The following is a 19,141-nucleotide window of genomic DNA, read 5'->3' as shown; positions in this document are numbered from 1 at the left end:
CTCCGCCCTAGCCCACTTCCTTGTTCTGCTTGATATCCCAGGCCACCAGGCTTTCCGCGCCCTTGCCGCCCTTGTCGGTCTGCTCCCAGTACTGCTGCTTGACCTTGGCCGCCTGGAACGCGAAGTTCACCACCACGCCTTCGGCGCTGCGGTCCCCGGATATCTGCACCGACGACACCAGCACGTCTTCCAGCGTGATCTTGGAGTATTCGATCTGCTCGCCGCCCGCCTTGCACATGGACAGCTCGATCTTGCTGAGGTGCTTGCCGCTGGCGCAGTGCTTCATCACGGCCGGCGCGGCCTTGTCGATGCGGGCCACTACGTGCAGGTCGTTGAAGCTGGCCTTGCCCGCGCCCAGGCCGCCGCCGCTGGCCAGGTTGCCTGGCTGGGTGGCGCCCCATGAGAAGGACACGATATCGGTCCAGTCCTTGTGGTTGGCGTCCTTGGATTCACCGTTGGCGCCATCGATCTTCATGAACATATCCACTGCCACATCTGTCTCCTGGAGTTATGGGGCACGGTTGCGCCCCGACTTGTCAGCGCCACTCAGCCTTCGTTCTGTTTGAGCGAAGGCAGCTTGGAAACCAATCGCAGCGACACCGTCAGCCCTTCCAGCTGATAGTGCGGCCGCAGGAAAAACTTGGCGGAGTAATAGCCCGGGTTGTCCTCGATCTCCTGCACCTGCACCTCGGCGGCGGCCAGCGGCTTGCGCGCCTTGGTTTCCTGCGAGGAGTTCACGGGATCGCCATCCACGTAATTCATGATCCAGTCGTTCAGCCAGCGCTCCATGTCGTCGCGTTCGCGGAACGAGCCGATCTTGTCGCGCACGATGCACTTCAGGTAATGCGCAAAGCGGCAGCACGCGAAGAGATACGGCAGGCGCGCGGCCAGCTTGGCATTGGCAGAGGCGTCGGCCTCGTAGTAGTCGTGCGGCTTTTGCAGCGACTGCGCGCCGATGAAGGCGGCGAAGTCGGAGTTCTTCCGATGCACCAGCGGCATGAAGCCGTTCTTGGCCAGTTCGGCCTCGCGCCGGTCGCTGATGGCGATCTCGGTCGGGCACTTCAGGTCCACGCCGCCGTCATCGGTGGGAAAGCTGTGGCACGGCAGGTTTTCCACCGCGCCGCCCGACTCCACGCCGCGGATGGAGGTGCACCAGCCGTACAGCTTGAACGAGCGGTTCACGTTGGCCGCCATGGCATAGGCGGAATTGGTCCAGGTGTAGCGGTCGTGATTCGCGCCGTCGGTGTCTTCCTCGAAGTCGAATTCGTCGACGGGGTTGGTGCGCGCGCCGTACGGCAGCCGCGCCAGGAAGCGCGGCATCGCCAGCCCGATGTAGCGCGAGTCCTCGGATTCGCGCAGGCTGCGCCATGCGGCGTATTCCGTGTTGGTGAAGATCTTGGTCAGGTCGCGCGGGTTGGCCAGTTCCTGCCACGAATCCATCTGCATTACGTTGGGCGAAGCGCCCGCAATGAAAGGGCAATGCGCGGCGGACGAGATCTTGGCGATCTCGCCCAGCAGTTCCACGTCGGGCGGGCTGTGGTCGAAGTAGTAGTCGCCGACCAGGCAGCCGATGGGTTCGCCGCCAAACTGGCCGTACTCTTCCTCATACACGCGCTTGAAGATGGGGCTCTGGTCCCAGCCCACGCCCTTGTGCCGCTTGAGCGTGCGGCCCAGCTCCGACTTGGACAGGCACATCACGCGGATCTTCAGAAGCTCATCGGTCTCGGTGTTGGTGACCAGGTAATGCAGGCCGCGCCACGCGCCCTCCAGCTGCTGGAAGTCGGGGTGGTGCATCACGCGGTTGATCTGCTCCGACATCTTGCGGTCGATCTCGGCGATGATGGCCTGGATGGTGCGGTAGGCGTCCGACGACAGGCCGACGCCGCTGTTCTCCAGCGCCTGGTGCGCCAGCGTGCGCACGGCATGCTCCACCGCCTCCTGCGCCTGCTCGGTCTTGGGCTTGAATTCCTTCTTCAGCAGGGCGGAAAGATCGTCCGCCTGCAGGGTCTCGACAGCGCGCGCGTCGGCGCGTTTGGCCACTGCGGTCATGGCATTCTCCGAAAAACGATTCAAGCGGAAATCAGGCGGCCGGATCCTGCGCGGGGGCATCGGATGCGCGCGGATCTTCCTGCGGCTTAGGCGCGGCCGCCAGCGCGTTCATCAGCGCCGGATTCTTGAGCACGCTGCCGATCAATTCCTCGGCGCCGGTCTTGCCGTCCATGTACGTCAACAGGTTCGCCAGCTGGGTGCGCGCACTCAGCAGTTCATTCAGCGCGCCAACCTTGCGGGCTACGGTGGCCGGCGAAAAATCGTCGATGCTCTCGAACGTGACGTCCACGTTCAGGTTGCCTTCGCCCGTCAGCGTGTTGGGTACCTGGAACGCCACGCGCGGCTGGATGGAGCGCATGCGTTCATCGAAGTTGTCGATGTCGATGTCGAGGAACTTGCGCTCGCCCACTTCCGGCTGCGGCGTTTCGGACTTGCCGGCCAGGTCCGCCAGCACGCCCATCACGAACGGCAGCTGGATCTTGCGTTCCGCGCCGTAGATCTCCACGTCGTACTCGATCTGCACCCGCGGCGCGCGGTTTCTTGCAATGAACTTCTGGCCGCTTCCCTTCAGGCTGGTCGCCATGATGTCGTCTCCTCTTGTTGGTGCGGCGGCTGGCCCGCCTTACGGTTCCTGCCGGTTTGCTTCGGACCGCGGCAGCCATGCCTCGAACTGCTCCAGCCCCTGGGGCGCCAGATTCCTGATGATGTCGTGAAAGCTCATCGGGATGAGCTGCTGGGCCCGGCGGATGAGGTAGGGCGCGGGATGGCCGGGCTCGTTGGCCTCGAAGTAGGCGCAGACCTTGGACAGCATCGCCACGGCCTCGTCGCGCGATTGGATGGGCATGTCCCGCCAGCGCGGCGCGCCCTCGGCGGCGGCGGCAAGCGGCATGGCGGCGATGTCGCCGGCGGCCGGCGCATCGTCCGCGGGCATCGCGGCCGGCGGCGCGGGTTGAACGTCCCGCATTGCGTCCAGCACCAGGTCCAGGGTGCGGAGAATGGCGGCGTAATCGGGCGCCCAGGCGGCGCCCAGCTTGTCCGCCACGAGTTTCTGCATGCGCCGCAGCGCCTGGGCGGCCGACTGCAGCGCGTGCGCCTCGGCATTGCCCTGCGCCCAGGCCTGGCGCAAGCGCTCGACCAGGCGCGGCCGTCCGCCAGGATAGGCGTCCGCGTCCTGGCGGCTGCCATCGAGCAGCGCCTCGGTATCGCGCAAGCTCAGTTGCCCGTGCACGCCGCTGACCAGGCTGGCCGAGCGCACGCTGCGCGCACAGCCCTGCATGTCGCCAAAGGCCGCCAGCGCATTCATGCGGGGCATGGGATCGTTTTCGCCGACGCTGTCGAGCCGCGGATGCACCGGCTCCCAATAGCGTTCCAGCGTATCGACGGCCAGCGCCAGGCCGTCGCTATAGCCGGGCAGGCCGCGGATCTCGGTCCAGGCAGAGGTCAACAGGCCGATGATGCGCAGGTCGCGGGTGCGCTCCAGCAGCGCGCGCGCCAGACGTTCGACCTCGCGCCAGTCGGGCGGCTGCGCAGCAATGATGGTCGAGCCGAACTGCTGTTCGTCGCGACCCGCCGCGGCTTGCTGCAGTTGCAGGAAGTCGGCGTCGTATTCGAGGTCTTCCCCGCAGGGCAGACGTGAATCGAGTGTATTGAGGATGTCGGCGAATTCCATAGTCATCAGTTAAATGCCTGCTGGGATGCTGCCTGGATACAACCACTACGCTCCGCGCTGCTTCACGGAAGGGTGAATTCTAGGCATCTCTTTCCGCATGCAACGGCAACCTAACAACTACAGATTTTTCTTACAGATAACTAACACCCGAGTAAATAATTGAACACTTCTCTCCCTGCTGCATTGATTTTTAGACACAGACCTTACGGAATCCAGCCCGGCGCGGAAGGACTGTTACCGAAGCGTAAAAAACACAAAAGCATGTGAGAGCGCTTCTCGGGCGCTTTCGCCCCTGCCTACAATCGGCGCTCACGCTGGCGGCAAGACCGGCGCGCATCAGATCCAGAGACAGATTTCCCCGGCGCAGACCCGTTCGTGACGAGCCCTGCCCGCCCTTTGCAAGCGGCCCCATCGCGTGGCCGGACATCCCATTGCAGTCATCGCGACGCGCTTCACGCGCGGCCGCGAAGAAATCGAAAGCAGCACACGCAGCAACAGGCGAAGCATTCTCATAAGGAGACGGTGAGATGGACCGCAACGTGCCCAGCGAACGTGTCGTCAAGGCGCATACGCCCCTGCCGCCGGAACAACTGAAGTTCCGCGCCATGCACGGCGCCGAGAGCCTTTCGCAGCTGTACGAGCTGGAGATCGAACTGGTCTCGGAATCCTATTCGCTGGACATGAAGTCGCTGCTGGGCAAGCCGCTGACGCTGGAGATCGAAACCGGGTCCGCCGCGCCGCGCTATCTCAGCGGACACATCACGCGTTGCGCGTTGGTAGGCCGCGAGAACAACACCTCGCGCTACACCATCTACCGCGCCACGGTGCGGCCGTGGCTCTGGTACCTGACCCAGACCTCGGACAACAAGATATTCCAGAACAAGAGCGTGCCCGACGTCATCCGGGAAGTGCTGAAGGACTACGACTATCCCATCGAGTTCAAGCTGGTGGACAGCTACCGCAATTGGGAATACTGCGTCCAGTACCAGGAAACCGACTACGCCTTCATCAGCCGCCTGATGGAGCACGAGGGCATCTACTTCTGGTTCAAGCACGACAAGGGCAAGCACACCCTTGTCCTCACCGACGACATCACGCAGCACGAGCCCGTCTCCGGCTACGAGCAGATTCCCTATTACGGGCCGGACCGCATCACCATCCCGCGCGAAGACCATGTCTACAAATGGGAAGTGGCCGAACAGATCACGCCCGGCGCCTTTGCCACCACGGACTATCACCCGCTCACGCCCGCCGCCAGCCTGGAAGCGCGCCGCAACAACCCCGGCGCCCACGATCACGGCGACCTGGAAATGTACGAATGGCAAGGCGGCTACACCAACCCCGATGACGCGGAACACTACACCCGCGTGCGGCTTGAAGACCTGCAATGCCGAAAGGAGCAGAGCGCAGGCGGCTCCAACGCCCGCGGGCTGGCCACGGGCCATCTCTTCACGCTGCGCAATCATCCGCGCCAGGCCGAGAACCGCGAGTACCTCGTCGTCAGCACCTACTACCGGATCCGTGAAACAGGCTATGCCAGCGGCCAGCCCGATCCCGGCGACTTCGACCTGGAATTCGTCGTGCTGCCGTCCAGCACCCAGTTCCGCGCGCCGCGCGTGACTCCCGTCCCTCGCACCCATGGCCCACAGACCGCCACGGTAGTGGGCAAGGAAGGAGAGGAAATCTGGACGGACAAGATGGGCCGCATCAAGGTGCAGTTCCATTGGGACCGCTACGGCAAGAAGGACGAGAACAGCTCGTGCTGGGTGCGCGTGTCCAGCCCCTGGGCCGGCGGCGGCTTTGGCGGGATCCAACTGCCGCGCGTGCGCGATGAAGTGATCGTCGACTTCATCGGCGGCCAGCCCGACCGCCCCATCGTGATCGGCCGCGTCTTCAACGCCAACAATCTGCCGCCCTGGGACCTGCCGGACAATGCCACGCAAAGCGGCTTTCTCAGCCGCTCCAAGAGCGGCACGCCCGCGACTGCGAACGCGCTCATGTTCGAGGACAAGAGCGGCAGCGAACGCATCTGGCTGCACGCGGAACGCGAACTGTGCACCGAAGTGGAGGCCAACGAGTTCCACTCGACCGACGAGAACCGCACCACCACCATCGGCGACAACGACACCACCAAGATCGGCGGCAACCGCGACATCAAGGTCACCGGCACCGACAAGCTGCACATCGAAAAGACGCGCGACGTGTTCGTGAAGGGACACGAGGAATACACCGTCAAGGCATCGCGCACGGTCAACGTGAAAGACGGCCTGATGGACGAGAAATTCGACAACGGCCTGAAGACGACGGTCGCGGCCAAGGGCGAGGAACGCGAGATCACGGGACTCTTCAAGGAAACCTTGAAGAATGGCGAGCAGGTCTACGTGAACGAAGGCGACTCGCTCCATCACGTCAAGACCGGCGCGCTCACCGAGAAGGCCAAGGGCAAGGTCGAGGTGCTTTCCACTGACGCGAACATGGACGTCAAGGCCAAGACCGCGATGCACGTGGAGTCCGAAACGTCCACCATGGATCTCAAAGCCAAGGGCAAGATAGACATGGAGTCGACAGGATCCACCGTGCTGGTCAAGGCCGATGGCAACATCACTTTAAAAACGCCCGCCGACGTCGTCATGGACGCCGCCAACGTCAAGGATCTTTCCAAGAAGAGCTGGCTGCAGGCCACGCCCTTCTCCATCGGCCTGGCGGTGGCCAAGGCGGAATTCGGCATGCATCGCATGGCGCTGTTCCGCACGACGGTCATGCTGAATACGTCGTTCACCAACTATGCCATCGTCAGCAGTATCGGACAGGTAGTGTCCTACCGCACCACCGGCTCGAGTTATGCCTACGATGGTGTCAAGGCTGAACAGGTTCCGCTGCGCGCGTCGATGGCCGGCCTCTGGAGCATCATCTAAGGCCGCCATGTCCGACTTCATCGATGCATGGCCCGGCTGGGCCGAGTGGGTGTGGCTGGGCCTCTTGCTGTCCCTGGCGCAAGCGGCGTACATGCTGTGGCGCGAGCGCCAACGCCGCGCGGCGGGACGCAAGCAAGTGCGGCGGCAGGACGGCTTGCGCGCCAGCGGACTGCCTGGCACCGCGCGGGTGACTGCGGCGCGCGACACGCGCCGCCGCATCGGCGACACCTTGTACTTCATCATCGAACTGGACCTGGAGGTCGCCGCCACCAGCGCCACGCCCGCCCTGTCGCGCACGCTCAGCGTGCCGCTGTCGCCCCTGCACCTGGCCGATTTCAGCGCCGGCAAGACCATACAGGTGCGGGTCGATCCCGCGACCCGGGAGGTTGTCCTGGACCAGGCCACGGGATAGCTATGAAGACCATCAAGCCGTTCCGCCTGGGCCTGCTTACCCGCCCCTACCGCTGGCAGCGCCGCGACGTGCTGGGCGTGGCGGTTTTCGCGCTGGTCGATATCGCGCAGGCGCCCACGTTGCTCATGGACCAGGAACTGTGGAAGCTGGCCGGCGCCGAAGCCGGCGGCCTGCTGGACCTGGCCACGCCCAAGCTATGTCCGGAGGTGCTGGTCGCGGGCCACGCCTACCCGCATGATCCCGCGAGTCCCGGCGCCTGCGCCGTGCGCCTGAAGGTGGGCGCGATCGACAAATCATTGCTGGTCTTCGGCGACCGCTACTGGCTCGATGGCAAGGCCACCGCCCCCCAGCCCTTCGAGCGCATGCGTCTGGACTGGAGCCGCGCCTACGGCGGCCCCGGCTGCGCGGAGAACCCGCTGGGCATCGGCGCGCAGGAAGAAGACGTCAACGGCGTGCGCGTGCGCCGGCTGCCCAACATCGAGCACCCGCAGGAGCGCGTCGCGTCGCCCTCCCAGCGCGTCGCCCCCGCCGGTTTTACGGCCATGCCCATGGACTGGCCGCAACGGGCCGCGCTGCTGGGCCGCCAGTATGGCCAGCAGTGGCTGGAGCATGACTTCCCGGGTTTCGCGTCCGACATGGATTGGCGCTTCTTCAATGCCGCGCCGCCCGACCAATGGGGCCCCGCCAATTCGGCGCTTGCTGGCGGCGCCGACTTTGAGCTGTGGAACATGCACCCTGAACACGAGGTGCTGCGCGGCCGCCTGCCCGACTGGCGCGCCCGCTGCTTCGTCAGCCGCCAGACCGACGGCAGCGCGCTTGAAGAAGTCGCGCTGCGCCTGACCACGGCCTGGTTCTTTCCCGACCGCGCGCAGCTGGCGCTGATCTGGCACGGCGCGCTGCCGGTGCGCGAAGATGACGCCGCCGATATCCTGCACATCATGCCCGCGCTGGAACACGCCGGCCAGGCGCGCGACATGGCGCATTACCAGACGGTGATGGGACAGCGCCTCGAGACCGAGCTCGGCGCGGTCCATGCCCTGCTGGATGCCCAGCTCGTGCCGGAAGACATTTGCGGCGAGCTGCCGCAGGCGGCCATGGAAGCCACGGTCCAGCGGCCGTCGAACCGCAACCTCCATGCCGGCGCGGCACGGCGGCATGCCCGCGAGCGCGAATCGCTGCTCGCCCAGGGCCTGGATCCCGACCTGTACATGGTTCCCCTGGAGCCGCCGTCAAAGGCGCCGGACCTGGCCGATCTGCCTCAGACCATCCTGCGCATGCAGCAGGAGCTGGAAGAGGCCAAACGCCTGTCCGGCGGACCCGCCGCGCGCGCGCTGGCCGATCCCAACCTGCCGTCCATGGCCGCGGTCTCGGGCGTCGACGTGGACGCGCTGCGCAAGTTGGAAGATGACGGCAAGCTTCCCGCCGGCTTCGACCCGCGCGTGGTGAAGCGGCACATCGCCGACTTCGATGCCAACCCTCACGCGCAGGCCGAGCGCGGCGTACAGCAAGCCGCAGATTCGCCGCCATCGCTCAGCCAAACCCTGGGCCCGCAGGTGCATCAGGCCTATCAGCAATCGGCGCATCAGTTCGCGCCGCCCCCGCCCATGCCGCCGTTGCGGGCACGGCGCACGCGCATGAAGCTGGAAGCGCGCCTGAAAGGCGATCGCGATTGCCGGGACATGAACCTGACCGGCGCGGACCTGAGCGGCATGGATCTTTCCGGGGTCGACTTCCAGCGCGCCATCCTGGCCGGCGCCCGGCTCGCCGGCGCGCGGCTGGACGGCTGCAACCTCGCCGACGCCGTGCTGGCCGGCGCCGACCTGACGCGCGCCAGCGTGCGCCGCGCCGACATGTCGCGCGCGAACCTGGGCCGCACGCAATGCGTGCAGACGGACTTCACCGAAAGCCGCATCACGGAGACCATCTGGGACCATGCCAGCTGCGAGGATTGCAGCTTTGCCGGCAGCGTCTGGCTGCTGGGACGCCTGCATCAGGCGCGCTTGCGCGGTTGCGACCTGAGCGGCGCGTCATTCGAGCAATGGGCCGCAATGATGGCCGCCTTCGAGGATTGCCGCTTTCACGAAGCGCGCTTGAATCAGTGCGTGTTCATGCAGGGAACGATGGCGAACGCCGATTTCTCCCGCGCGGACCTGCTGCGCGTCAGCTTCATGGACGTGGAGTTTTCGGGCCGCCATAGCCTGGAGAACGCCACGCTCGATGGCTGCGCCTACGCGGGACGCGTAGCGCTTGCCGGCGCATGCCTGCGCGGCATGCGGTTCAAGGTGGGCAGCATGCGTGGCGCGATGCTCGATCGCGCCGACTTGCGTGGCGCACAACTTGCCGCCAGTGACTTTTCGAACTGCAGCCTGCGGGAAGCAGACCTCAGCGGCGTGGCCGTCCCCGACACCCACTTCGTGCGCGCCGATTTCACCGGCGCGCGGCTGCGCAACGCCAACCTGATCAACAGCCTGCTCGGCAAGGCCATCCTGCTGCGCGCCGACCTGACCGGCGCCAACCTCTTTCGCGCCGATGTCGCGCAGGCGCAGATGGACGGCAGCACCGGGCTGGACGACGCCCATACCCAGGGCGCCAAGCTCTGGCCGGCCCGGCAGCCGGAGAACGCCGCATGAATCTGGACCAGTTGCTGGACCAGGTGGGCCACGGCGAGCCGATAGCGCACCTCAGCCTGGCGGGCCAGGACCTGCGCGGCCTGGACCTGGCGGGCGCGTTCTTCGATCAGGTGGATTTGAGCGGCGCCAGGATGAGCGGTTGCCAGTTGCAGGACAGCCAATTCCTCAACTGCGTGCTGGCTGGCGTGGACGCCGCGGACGCCAATCTGGATATGGCCCGGCTGTTTCGCTGCCAGGCCCGCGGCGCGGTGCTGGACCGCAGCCACGCCCATGGCGTCAGCTTCACCGAATGCGATCTGGGACAGGCCAGCCTGGAAGGGGCCGAGCTGCGGGAAGCGGCTTTCAACTCCACCTCGCTCGAAGCGGCCTCCTTCCGTTCCGCCCGCGTGGAGCGCTCGGTGTTCTCGCGCGGCGCGCTTGCGCGTGCCGACCTGTCTCAGGCCCGGATGAGCTACACCCTGCTCCACCAGCTGGACCTGCGCAGCATCGTGCTGGCGGGAGCCAGCGCGGAAAGCACCATGTTCATCGAATGCGATCTGACGGCGCAGGACTTCTCCTCGCAAGCCTACCCGCTCTGCCATTTCACCGACAGCCAGCTGGACGGCGCGGACTTCCGCAATGCCGACCTGCGCCAGGCCGGCTTCAAGGGCGCAACGCTGCGCGGCGCGCGCTTCGCTGGCGCGTCGGCCCCACAGTGCTTGTTCCCTCAGGCCGACCTGAGCGGCGCCGACCTGCAGGGCGGCCGTTTCGACGGCGCCATCTGGGCCGAGGCGACGCTGGACGGCGCGTCCTTGCGCGGCGCCAGCCTGTCGCTGTGCGTCTTCCAGCGCGCGCGCTGCGCCGACACCGATTTCCGCGGCGCCAACCTGACCGATGCCGATTTCTCGCTGGCCGACCTGGGCGGGGCCGACCTGCGCGACGCCACGTTCCTGCGCACGCGCATGCATCGCGCGTTGACGCACGGCGCGCGTTGGACGCAGCGCCGCGGCATCATCGAAAACGACGCGCCCCTGCTTGAAGCCGAACTCTGGTCAGCCGGACGCGCCCCCCTTTGACCCCACGCGGCATCGCCGCCCCCTCGCCGCACAAGGAGATCAATATGCTCGCAGTCTGCCAATTGCCCAGCCTGGCCGTGGGCGTACCCGACGTCTGCAAAACCCCGGTGCCGCCGGTGCCGCACATCGACACGGCGACGTCGTCCATGGGTATCCCCGTGGTCTGGAATGTATGGTTGATGGCCGCGCCCGTGCACAACATGGCCACGCTGATACCCGTCACGCTGGGCGATACCGCCGGCGTGGGCGGCGGCCTGATCTCGCAGACCTTCATGGGACAGTCGCGCTACATGACGGGCGCGTTCACCATGCTGGTGCGCGGCGCGCCCATCGTCCGCATGACCAGCCTGACCCTGCAGAACACCATCAATGCGCCCGGCGTCAAGGTGTACTCGCCCCAGCCCGTGATGGTCGTGCTGAAGGCCTGAACAGGCCGTCAGCGACTACAGCTCGCCGTAGGAGTGCAGCCCGGACAGGAACATGTTCACGCCCAGGAAGGCGAAGCCGGTGATCAGCAGGCCCATCAGCGCCCAGTAGGCCGCCATGGTGCCGCGCAGGCCCTTGATCAGGCGCATGTGCAGCCAGGCCGCATAGTTGAGCCAGACGATCAGCGCCCAGGTTTCCTTGGGGTCCCACTGCCAGTACGCGCCCCAGGCGTCGGCCGCCCACAGCGCGCCCAGGATGGTGGCGACCGTGAAGAACGCGAAGCCGATCGCGATGGCGCGATACATGATGTCGTCCAGCACTTCCAGCGAGGGCAGCGCCGCTGCGATGCGGCGGCGTCCCAGCAGGATGGCGCCCACGATCACCGCGCCCACGCCGAAATACAGCATCCAGGTGGCCGACAGGCCGTCGGTGCGGAACACCATGGGCTCGGCGCACAACAGCACGCCCAGCACGAACAGCGGGGCCAGCTTGGCCCAGGACGTGGTCTGGCCGTGCTGCTTGACCAGGTAGGCAAAGCCCACCATGGCGGCCAGCGAGAAGGTGCCGTAGCCGATGAAGTTGGCGGGCACGTGCAGTTTCATCCACCAGCTCTTGAGCGCCGGCACCAGCGGCTGGATCTGCCCGGCATCGCGCGTGAACGAATACCACAGCAGGAACACCACGGCCGACGTCACCACCAGCATCACGAAGCCGCCCAGCGCGCGCGTGGCGTACTTGCGTTCGTAGTAGAGGTAGAACAGCGCCGTGATCAGCGCAAACAGCACGAATACTTCATACAGGTTGCTGACCGGGATGTGGCCCAGGTCCGGGCCCATCAGGTGTCCTTCGCGCCAGCGCACCAAAAGGCCCGTGACGCCGGCGAACACCGCGCCCCAGCTCAGCGCCGTGCCCAGCCAGGCGGCCGTGGGGCTGAAGAAGCCGATCCAGTAGCAGACCATGGCCAGCGCGAACAGCGCGCACATCCACAGGATGGCGGATTGCGAGGAGAACAGGTACTTCAGGAAGAACACCTGCTCGGCGCGGGCCAGGTCGTTGCCGTACAGCATCAGCGCCAGTCCGGCCGCGATGGCACAGGCGACCATCAGGTGGCGCAGCGGACGCCACAACCAGCCCATCCAGGCCAGCACCGGCACGGTGCCGCACAGGATGATCTTCTCGTAATAGTCCATCGCGTTGCTGTAGCGGGTCAGCGCGAAGCCCGCACCCACTGCCAGCAACAAAAAGAAGACGACGTCGGTCCAGTCAGGCCTGCCGCGCTGGGCGCGGCCATCGCCGGTTTCGGACAAGGCGTCCTGCCAGAGCTGGTCCGGCGAGGCTGCCAGCGACTGCGGCGAGGAGGGATGCGTGGTGGTCGTAGTGGACATAGGAAACCTTAAGACCTCTTCTGGCGCAGCAGCGCCTGCTTGAAGCGTTCAAACTCCTGGTTGAAGTCGAGTGTACGCTTCTGGGACGTCATGGCCGCCAGGACGCTGCTGCCGCCGCCTTGCGGCTTGATCCAGATCCAGATGCGGCGGTCTCGAATATAGAACATCGAGAACACGCCCAGGACCAGCAGCAGGCTGCCCAGGTAGACGGTGTTCTTGCCGGGCGTACGGCTGACCTGGAACACGCTGGCCTGCACGTGCTTGAAGTCCGCCAGCGACAGGAACACCGGCGCCGGATAGACGGTCAGGTCCGACAGCGCGGCCACGGACAGGCGCGACCAGACGGCGGCGCGTTCGGCCTCCGGGCCCTCGGTGGCCACGGGCGGCAGGCCGGCGCGCTCGCGCTCGATGGCGCGCAGTTCGTTCATGCTGGCGCCGATCAGGCGGATCACCACGTCGGCTGCCCGTTCCAGGTCCTGCGGCGGCGTATTGGCCTGCAGGAACGCCGCCACGGCTTGCAAGCCGCCGGAGGAGAAGGTTTCCAGGGCGCGCTCGGCGGCCGTCTGTAGCGGCTGGCGATCCGTCCCCGCAGGGCTGTTGCGTTCCGCGAAGCGGCGCGCGGCTTCCTGGCGCGCCGCGGGGTCGGCCAGCGTCGCGCGCAGGCGCATGAATTCGGCGATCGAGCTGTCGTCGTCGGCCGGAATGCGCAGGTAGCGGAACGGCTCGGAGGCGTTGTTGCGCACCCCGGCCAGGAACACGGCGGCGCCGTCCAGCTCGACGGGCAGCATGTAATTCTGGAATTCGTGGGCCTGGCCGGCGTCATCGATCAGCTTGTACTCGACGCTGGGGCCGACGTTGCGCAGGTTTTCGTTCTTTTTGCCCGCGGCGCTGCCGGATACCGACGCGACATGGTCGGCGAAGCTCTGGTTGCCGCCCTTGGGCGCGCCCCCGGTCAGATCCTCGACGTTGATGGGCCGCAGGGCCGTAATCTCGATGCCCATGCTGCGCGCGCCGCGGGCAGTGTGAGCGGTTACTTCGCTGGTCTTGCCCACCGTGCCGTCAACCGCGAAGGTAGCGGCGTCAGATCCTACTAGCGGGTAGCCTTTCAGCGTCACCGCGCTGCCGCCGTCGTCAAAACTGGACTGGTAGACCGTCATGCCCTTGAAGCGCAGCGGCTCGTTGACCTCGATGGTGGAGTCGAAACTCTTGCCGGTGTCCGGGTCGGTGACCTCGACCTCGCTGGCGAAGCGGCTGGGCATGCCGGTGGAGTAATAGTCGACCACGAACTTCTTGAGCTTCAGCGTGAAGGGCATGGGCTGCACCAGGGCGCCGTCGCCCACCATCACGACCGCCGTGCTGGCCTGACCGCCCTCCGGCACCAGCACGCTGGCGCGGAAACTCGGGTTGTCGACCGACAGGCGGCCGCTTTCCGGCACTTCCGAGATCAGCATGTTCTCGACGATGGGCTTCTTGCCGCCGAACATGACCTGCAGGCGCACCGGCAACTCGCTGTCCAGCAAGCCGCCGATACAGATGATGACCATGGCCGCGTGGGCGAACACATAGCCCAGGCGGTTGGCGCTGCCTTTCTTGGCCGCCAGCAGCACGCCGTCCGCGTCCTGGCGTTCGCGTACGGCATAGCCCAGCCGGCCCAGCAGGGATTTGAGGCCCGCGGCCGTCTGCGGCACGTCGGTGGGTTCTTCGGTTTCCACCCGGTGCGGGAAGGCGCGCAGGCTGCTGGCGCGCACGTGCTCGCGGAACGAACGGGCATCGCGCAGCATCTTGGGCGCGTTGCGGATCAGGCAGACCGAGGTCGACACGACCAGGAACCCCATGATCAGCAGGAACCACCAGCTGTTGTAGACGTGCCAGATGGAGAACTTGTCGAACACTTCGAACCAGAACGGCCCGAACTGGTCGATGTAATTGTTGGACGAGCGGTTCTGCTGCAAGACCGTTCCCACCAGGCTCGCCACGCAGATGAACATCAGCAGGCTGACGGCGAAACGCATCGAGCCCAGCAATTCGAAGAAATCGCCGGGCAGGCTGCGCAGGGAAGGACGGGAGTGTGTACGGGTCGAATTCATGAAAAAAGGGGGGCCGCGCTATCGGCTACCCCCCTCATAGACAACGCGCGGCGGAACCAGGTTCCGCTGCGCTGAGTTTGCAGAACGCGGACCAGCCGCGCGCGTGGCTGGCTGGCGCCTACCGCAGACCCGCGGCGTAGTCCGACACGGCCTTGATGTCGGCGTCCGACATGCGGTCCGCGATCGCGAACATGACGTCGTTCTTGCGGTCGCCGCTGCGGAACAGCTTCAGCTGCTCTTCAATGTACATGGGGAACTGGCCCGACAACCGGGGGTACTGGCTGGGAATGCCCGCGCCATTGGCAGAATGGCACGATGCGCAGGCCGGAACCTTGCGATCCGGCAAACCGCCGCGCCAGATCTTTTGACCCAGATCAACCAGCTTCTCCTGGCCGGCCGTGGCGGGCTCTTTGAGCGGCTGCTGCGCCAGGTACAGCGCGATGTTCTGCATGTCGGCGGGCGTCAGGTTCTGCGCCATGGCCGTCATCGGGGTGGGATTGCCGCCCGCGCCATTGCGCACCGGCAGCTTGGCGCCAGGCTTGATCTGGAAGTCCGCCAATTGCTTGGCCAGGTACTCGTGGGACTGCGCGGCCAGATTGGGGTTCACCGGGATGGTGCTATTGCCCGCCGCGCCATGACAGGACGCACAGGCGATGATGCCCCTGGCCGCATCACCCTGGTCAAACAGCTGTCCGCCCTTGGCGGCATCTGGTTTTACCGGGCCCGCGGCGCCTTCGGCGGCGAAACTCGTAGTAGATAAGGCGGAGGCGCCGAGCAACAGCCCGCTCGCAACCAACATCCGGGACAGCACACGCTTCATGAAGACCTCGACGATCGCATCGATCAAGGCGCAAAAAGGCGCCCACGCCTGCCCGCACACCCTGGAATGCCGTATCGAACCTGTTTTGCCTTCCTGCCTGCGATGTTGCTGCGAACTTGCCGGATAAAGCGATCAGCAAGCCAAACAGTAAGCAAAAAAGACGGCTCCGCGCACGGGGACCACTGTTGCAAACGCCGGATTATACAATAGGGCTCGAAACCAACCGTATCCAAAGCCACCCGTGTCCCTCCTACATCGCGCCTCTTTCCTCACTTCCGCGGCTCGCCTCGACCAGTTGCCGGCCGCCGGCGCTCCCGAGGTCTGCTTTGTCGGCCGCTCCAACGCCGGCAAATCCACGGCCATCAACGTGCTGTGCAACCAGCGTCGTCTTGCCTTCTCCAGCAAGACGCCGGGCCGCACGCGCTTGATCAACATGTTCGGCTTGCCCGACCCCCTGGATCCGGAAGGCCACATCGGTTATCTCGTCGACCTGCCCGGCTACGGCTACGCCTCCGTGGCCCGCAACGAAAAGGAAAAGTGGGCCGACATCCTGGGCGGCTACCTGCGTGACCGCGAATCGCTGGTCGGCATCGTGCTGCTCATCGACATCCGCCGCGGCGTCACCGAACTGGACCGCCGCCTCGCCAACTTCATCGCCCCCACCGGACGCCCGGTGCTGGCGCTGCTGACCAAGGCCGACAAGCTGCCCTACGGCCAGCGCATGCGCACCGTGTTCTCCGTGCGCAAGGACCTGGCCGACATCGGCGCCTTGCACACCATCCCCTTCTCGGCGCCCGAACGCATCGGCCTGGAAGAGGCCGGCGCGCATATAGAAAACTGGATTTCACCCAAGGTCGTACCATGAACCCGCAGATCATCTCCCCTGAATTCCCGGTATCCCGCCCGCGCCGCCTGCGCCGCGACGACTTCACCCGCCGCCTGGTGCGCGAGAACGCCCTGACGGTCAACGATCTGATCTACCCCGTGTTCGTGGCCGAAGGCACCGGCCTGCAACAGGCCGTGCCGTCGCTGCCGGGCGTGGTCCGCTATTCGCTGGACACGCTGCTGCCGGTGGCCCGCGAATGCGTGGAACTCGGCATTCCCGTGCTGGCGCTGTTCCCCGCCATCGACCCCTCGCTCAAGACGCCCGACGGCATCGAAGCCACCAACCCGAACGGCCTGATCCCGCGCGTGGTGCGTGAACTGAAGAAGCAGGTCCCCGAACTCGGCATTCTGTGCGACGTGGCGCTGGACCCCTACACCAGCCACGGCCAGGACGGCGTCATCGACGACAACGGCTACGTCATCAACGAAGCCACCGTCGAAATCCTGGTCAAGCAGGCGCTCACGCAAGCCGAGGCCGGCGTCGACATGGTCGCCCCCAGCGACATGATGGACGGCCGCATCGGCGCCGTGCGCCGCGCGCTGGAAGCCAACGGCCACATCCACACGCAGATCATGGCCTACTCCGCCAAGTACGCCAGCGCCTTCTACGGCCCGTTCCGCGACGCCGTGGGCTCGGCCACCAACCTGGGCAAGTCCAACAAGATGGCTTACCAGATGGATCCGGGTAACCTCGACGAAGCCCTGCGCGAAGTCGCGGCCGACCTGCAGGAAGGCGCCGACATGGTCATGGTCAAGCCCGGCATGCCTTACCTGGACGTGCTGCGCCGGGTCAAGGACACGTTCCGCGTGCCTACCTTCGCCTACCAGGTCAGCGGCGAGTACGCCATGATCAAGGCCGCCGCCGCCAACGGCTGGCTGGACCACGACAAGGTCATGATGGAAGCGCTCCTGGCGTTCAAGCGCGCCGGCGCCGACGGCATCCTGACGTACTTCGCGGTCGAAGCCGCGAAGCTGCTGAAGAGCCAGCGTTAAGCGCTTGCGGCATCGCGGGCCGGGCCTGTACCGGCCGGCCGCGACGCTTGCCGCGGATCAGGTCTTGGCGGCCGCATTGCGGCCCGCCGCCGGCGCCCCGCGCCGCAATCCCAGCCAGGTTCCCCCCAGCACGCAGGCCAGCCCCGCGACGTGCGTGGGCGTGACGTGCTCATCCAGGAACAGGGCCGCGAACAGCAGGCCGAAGATCGGCAGCCAGTTCACGAACAAGGCGGCGCGGCTGATGCCCAGCCGCGCAATGCCGGCATTCCAGACGATGTTGCTGACGCCCGAGGCGATCACCGCCGAAAACAGCAGCACCAGCCACGGCCACCACGTCATCTGCCAGGTATCGCCCTGATAGGTCGCGGGCGTCAGCGCCGCGTGCACCACCAGCATCAGGCCACCGGCCAGGTACATGTACCAGAGCATGCCCAGCGGATCCATGCTGCGCGACATGCGCTGGATCACCAGCCCGCCGCAGACGAACACCAGCACCGCCACGAACACGATGGCATCGCCCCAGCCCGTCAGGCCGATCCGCGCGCCGCTGCCGACCACCACCATGCCCACGCCCAAGAGGCCCAGCAAGGCGCCGGAAATGCGCACCAGCGTCAGCCTCTCGCGATAGAAGATGGCTGCCAGCAGCGCCGACAGCAAAGGGCTGGTCGCCATGATCAGCGTGCCATTCGCGGCCGAGGACACCCGCAGTCCCGTCACCAGCGCCATCTGGTGCGCATACACCACCAGGAAGCCCGCCAGCGCGACCCAGCCCAACTCCGCGCGGCCCAGCCGCGGAATGCGGCCCCGGCGGGCCTTGATGATGAGGGTGACGGTGATGAACGCGATGACGATGCGCACGGCCGCCAGGGCCTGCACATCCATGTGCAGCGTCAGGTACTTGACCGAGACGATGTTCAGGCCCCAAGTGGCCATGACGAACATCAATTGAAGATAGATAAGACCGGTGCGGTCCTGGCTTGCATCAACTGTCGGGGACGTCACGGGCGCCGGCCTGGAAGGAAAATGGGACGCGCCGCCCACGCGGCGCCGCGGACATGGTATCGCGCCTGGGGCCTGGACTCAATGCGCGCCGAGATACGCCGCCCGTACGTTGGGGTCGCGCAGCAGTTCCGCGCCCGAGCCGCTCAACGTGATGCGTCCGGTCTCCAGCACATAGGCCCGGTCCGCCACGCCCAACGCCTGGTTGGCCATCTGCTCCACCAGCACGATGGTCAGCCCGTCGTCGCGCAGCTTGCAGATCGCCGCGAAGATGTCCTGCACGATCAAAGGCGCCAGCCCCAGCGAGGGTTCGTCCAGGCACAGCAGGCGCGGCTCGCTCATCAGGGCGCGCGCCATCGCCAGCATCTGCTGCTCGCCGCCCGACAAGGTGCCGGCCAGCTGCTCGCGCCGTTCGCGCAGCCGCGGGAACAGCCGGTAGCCACGCTCCACGCCTTCGGCCACTGCCGCGGGGTCCCTGCGCCGGATGTAGGCGCCCAGCACCAGGTTGTCGTAGACGGTCTGGTCCGCGAACACGCCGCGCCCCTCCGGCGACAGCGCCAGGCCCAGGCCCACGCGCTGATGCGCCGCCACCTGCGTGATGTCGCGCCCATCGAAGGTCACGCGTCCGCCCTGCAAGGGCTCCAGGCCCGCCACGCCCTTCAGCAGGGTGCTCTTGCCCGCGCCGTTGGCGCCGATGATGGTCACGATCTCGCCCGCGCGGATCTCCAGCGACACATCGCGCACCGCCTGGATGGCGCCATACGAAATCTGCACGGATTCTAGTTTCAGCATCGTCTTGCGGCCTGTTCCTATGCC

The 19,141-nt window shown here is 66.2% G+C and carries 16 protein-coding genes; 7 read left to right on the top strand and 9 right to left on the bottom strand.

Annotated features, from left to right (window positions below):
• Positions 1 to 7: 7 nt before the first annotated feature.
• From N5C88_RS11730 to tssA, 4 genes are all read right to left on the bottom strand, one after another.
• Positions 8 to 475, bottom strand: coding sequence for a type VI secretion system tube protein Hcp (locus tag N5C88_RS11730; RefSeq protein WP_088607795.1), 468 nt, complete (start codon positions 473 to 475; stop codon positions 8 to 10).
• 71 nt (positions 476 to 546) lie between these two features.
• On the bottom strand, positions 547 to 2,049 hold the full coding sequence (gene tssC / locus N5C88_RS11725) for a type VI secretion system contractile sheath large subunit (RefSeq protein ID WP_059379448.1): 1,503 nt from the start codon (positions 2,047 to 2,049) through the stop codon (positions 547 to 549).
• Positions 2,050 to 2,080: 31 nt separating this feature from the next.
• Complete coding sequence (gene tssB, locus N5C88_RS11720; RefSeq protein WP_059379420.1) at positions 2,081 to 2,632, bottom strand: type VI secretion system contractile sheath small subunit; 552 nt, start codon at positions 2,630 to 2,632, stop codon at positions 2,081 to 2,083.
• 39 nt (positions 2,633 to 2,671) lie between these two features.
• Positions 2,672 to 3,724, bottom strand: a complete 1,053-nt coding sequence (gene tssA / locus N5C88_RS11715) for a type VI secretion system protein TssA (protein WP_223283392.1) — start codon at positions 3,722 to 3,724, stop codon at positions 2,672 to 2,674.
• Between the two features lie 521 nt (positions 3,725 to 4,245).
• Between tssA and tssI the strand changes: the two genes are divergently transcribed.
• From tssI to N5C88_RS11690, 5 genes are read left to right on the top strand one after another with little or no spacing between them, the layout of a single operon-like run.
• Positions 4,246 to 6,633, top strand: coding sequence for a type VI secretion system tip protein TssI/VgrG (gene tssI, locus N5C88_RS11710; protein ID WP_118933116.1), 2,388 nt, complete (start codon positions 4,246 to 4,248; stop codon positions 6,631 to 6,633).
• 7 nt (positions 6,634 to 6,640) lie between these two features.
• Positions 6,641 to 7,045 carry a hypothetical protein gene (locus N5C88_RS11705; RefSeq protein ID WP_280015345.1) on the top strand — a complete coding sequence of 135 codons (405 nt, stop codon included), beginning with the start codon at positions 6,641 to 6,643 and terminating at the stop codon, positions 7,043 to 7,045.
• A 2-nt stretch (positions 7,046 to 7,047) separates the two neighbouring features.
• Entirely contained in the window at positions 7,048 to 9,675 is a 2,628-nt protein-coding gene (locus N5C88_RS11700; protein ID WP_280015344.1) for a DUF2169 domain-containing protein, read from the top strand.
• Entirely contained in the window at positions 9,672 to 10,730 is a 1,059-nt protein-coding gene (locus N5C88_RS11695) for a pentapeptide repeat-containing protein (protein ID WP_280015343.1), read from the top strand. The genes N5C88_RS11700 and N5C88_RS11695 overlap by 4 nt, the downstream gene beginning before the upstream one ends.
• Before the next feature lie 44 nt (positions 10,731 to 10,774).
• Positions 10,775 to 11,158 (top strand): DUF4150 domain-containing protein, encoded by a 384-nt coding sequence (locus tag N5C88_RS11690; protein ID WP_059379414.1) that lies wholly within the window; start codon positions 10,775 to 10,777, stop codon positions 11,156 to 11,158.
• Between the two features lie 15 nt (positions 11,159 to 11,173).
• Here the strand turns inward: N5C88_RS11690 and ccsB are convergent, their stop codons facing one another.
• The 3 genes from ccsB to N5C88_RS11675 all read right to left on the bottom strand — a co-directional run bounded on the left by ccsB (position 11,174) and on the right by N5C88_RS11675 (position 15,448).
• The gene (ccsB, locus tag N5C88_RS11685) at positions 11,174 to 12,541 is read right to left on the bottom strand and encodes a c-type cytochrome biogenesis protein CcsB (RefSeq protein ID WP_059379413.1); all 1,368 of its coding nucleotides are present in this window, start codon (positions 12,539 to 12,541) and stop codon (positions 11,174 to 11,176) included.
• 8 nt (positions 12,542 to 12,549) lie between these two features.
• Positions 12,550 to 14,628 carry a cytochrome c biogenesis protein ResB gene (locus N5C88_RS11680; protein ID WP_187523987.1) on the bottom strand — a complete coding sequence of 693 codons (2,079 nt, stop codon included), beginning with the start codon at positions 14,626 to 14,628 and terminating at the stop codon, positions 12,550 to 12,552.
• Between the two features lie 118 nt (positions 14,629 to 14,746).
• Positions 14,747 to 15,448, bottom strand: a complete 702-nt coding sequence (locus N5C88_RS11675; RefSeq protein ID WP_041656906.1) for a c-type cytochrome — start codon at positions 15,446 to 15,448, stop codon at positions 14,747 to 14,749.
• Between the two features lie 241 nt (positions 15,449 to 15,689).
• On the opposite strand from N5C88_RS11675, the gene yihA reads away from it, so the two are divergent.
• Both yihA and hemB read left to right on the top strand, forming a co-directional pair.
• A complete protein-coding gene (gene yihA / locus N5C88_RS11670) occupies positions 15,690 to 16,313 on the top strand; it encodes a ribosome biogenesis GTP-binding protein YihA/YsxC (RefSeq protein ID WP_008169015.1) in 624 nt (207 codons plus the stop codon).
• On the top strand, positions 16,310 to 17,326 hold the full coding sequence (gene hemB / locus N5C88_RS11665; RefSeq protein ID WP_059379411.1) for a porphobilinogen synthase: 1,017 nt from the start codon (positions 16,310 to 16,312) through the stop codon (positions 17,324 to 17,326). The genes yihA and hemB overlap by 4 nt, the downstream gene beginning before the upstream one ends.
• Positions 17,327 to 17,383: 57 nt before the next feature.
• On the opposite strand, the gene N5C88_RS11660 is transcribed toward hemB, so the two are convergent.
• Positions 17,384 to 18,268 carry a DMT family transporter gene (locus N5C88_RS11660; RefSeq protein WP_059379447.1) on the bottom strand — a complete coding sequence of 295 codons (885 nt, stop codon included), beginning with the start codon at positions 18,266 to 18,268 and terminating at the stop codon, positions 17,384 to 17,386.
• Between the two features lie 138 nt (positions 18,269 to 18,406).
• Positions 18,407 to 19,117: an ABC transporter ATP-binding protein gene (locus N5C88_RS11655; protein WP_054457241.1), complete on the bottom strand. Its 711-nt coding sequence runs from the start codon at positions 19,115 to 19,117 to the stop codon at positions 18,407 to 18,409.
• Positions 19,118 to 19,141 lie beyond the last annotated feature (24 nt).

The sequence above is a fragment of the Achromobacter sp. GD03932 genome, assembly GCF_029839485.1.
Lineage (GTDB): Bacteria > Pseudomonadota > Gammaproteobacteria > Burkholderiales > Burkholderiaceae_B > Achromobacter > Achromobacter bronchisepticus_A.
This window is presented reverse-complemented; position numbering and strand designations above follow the sequence as displayed.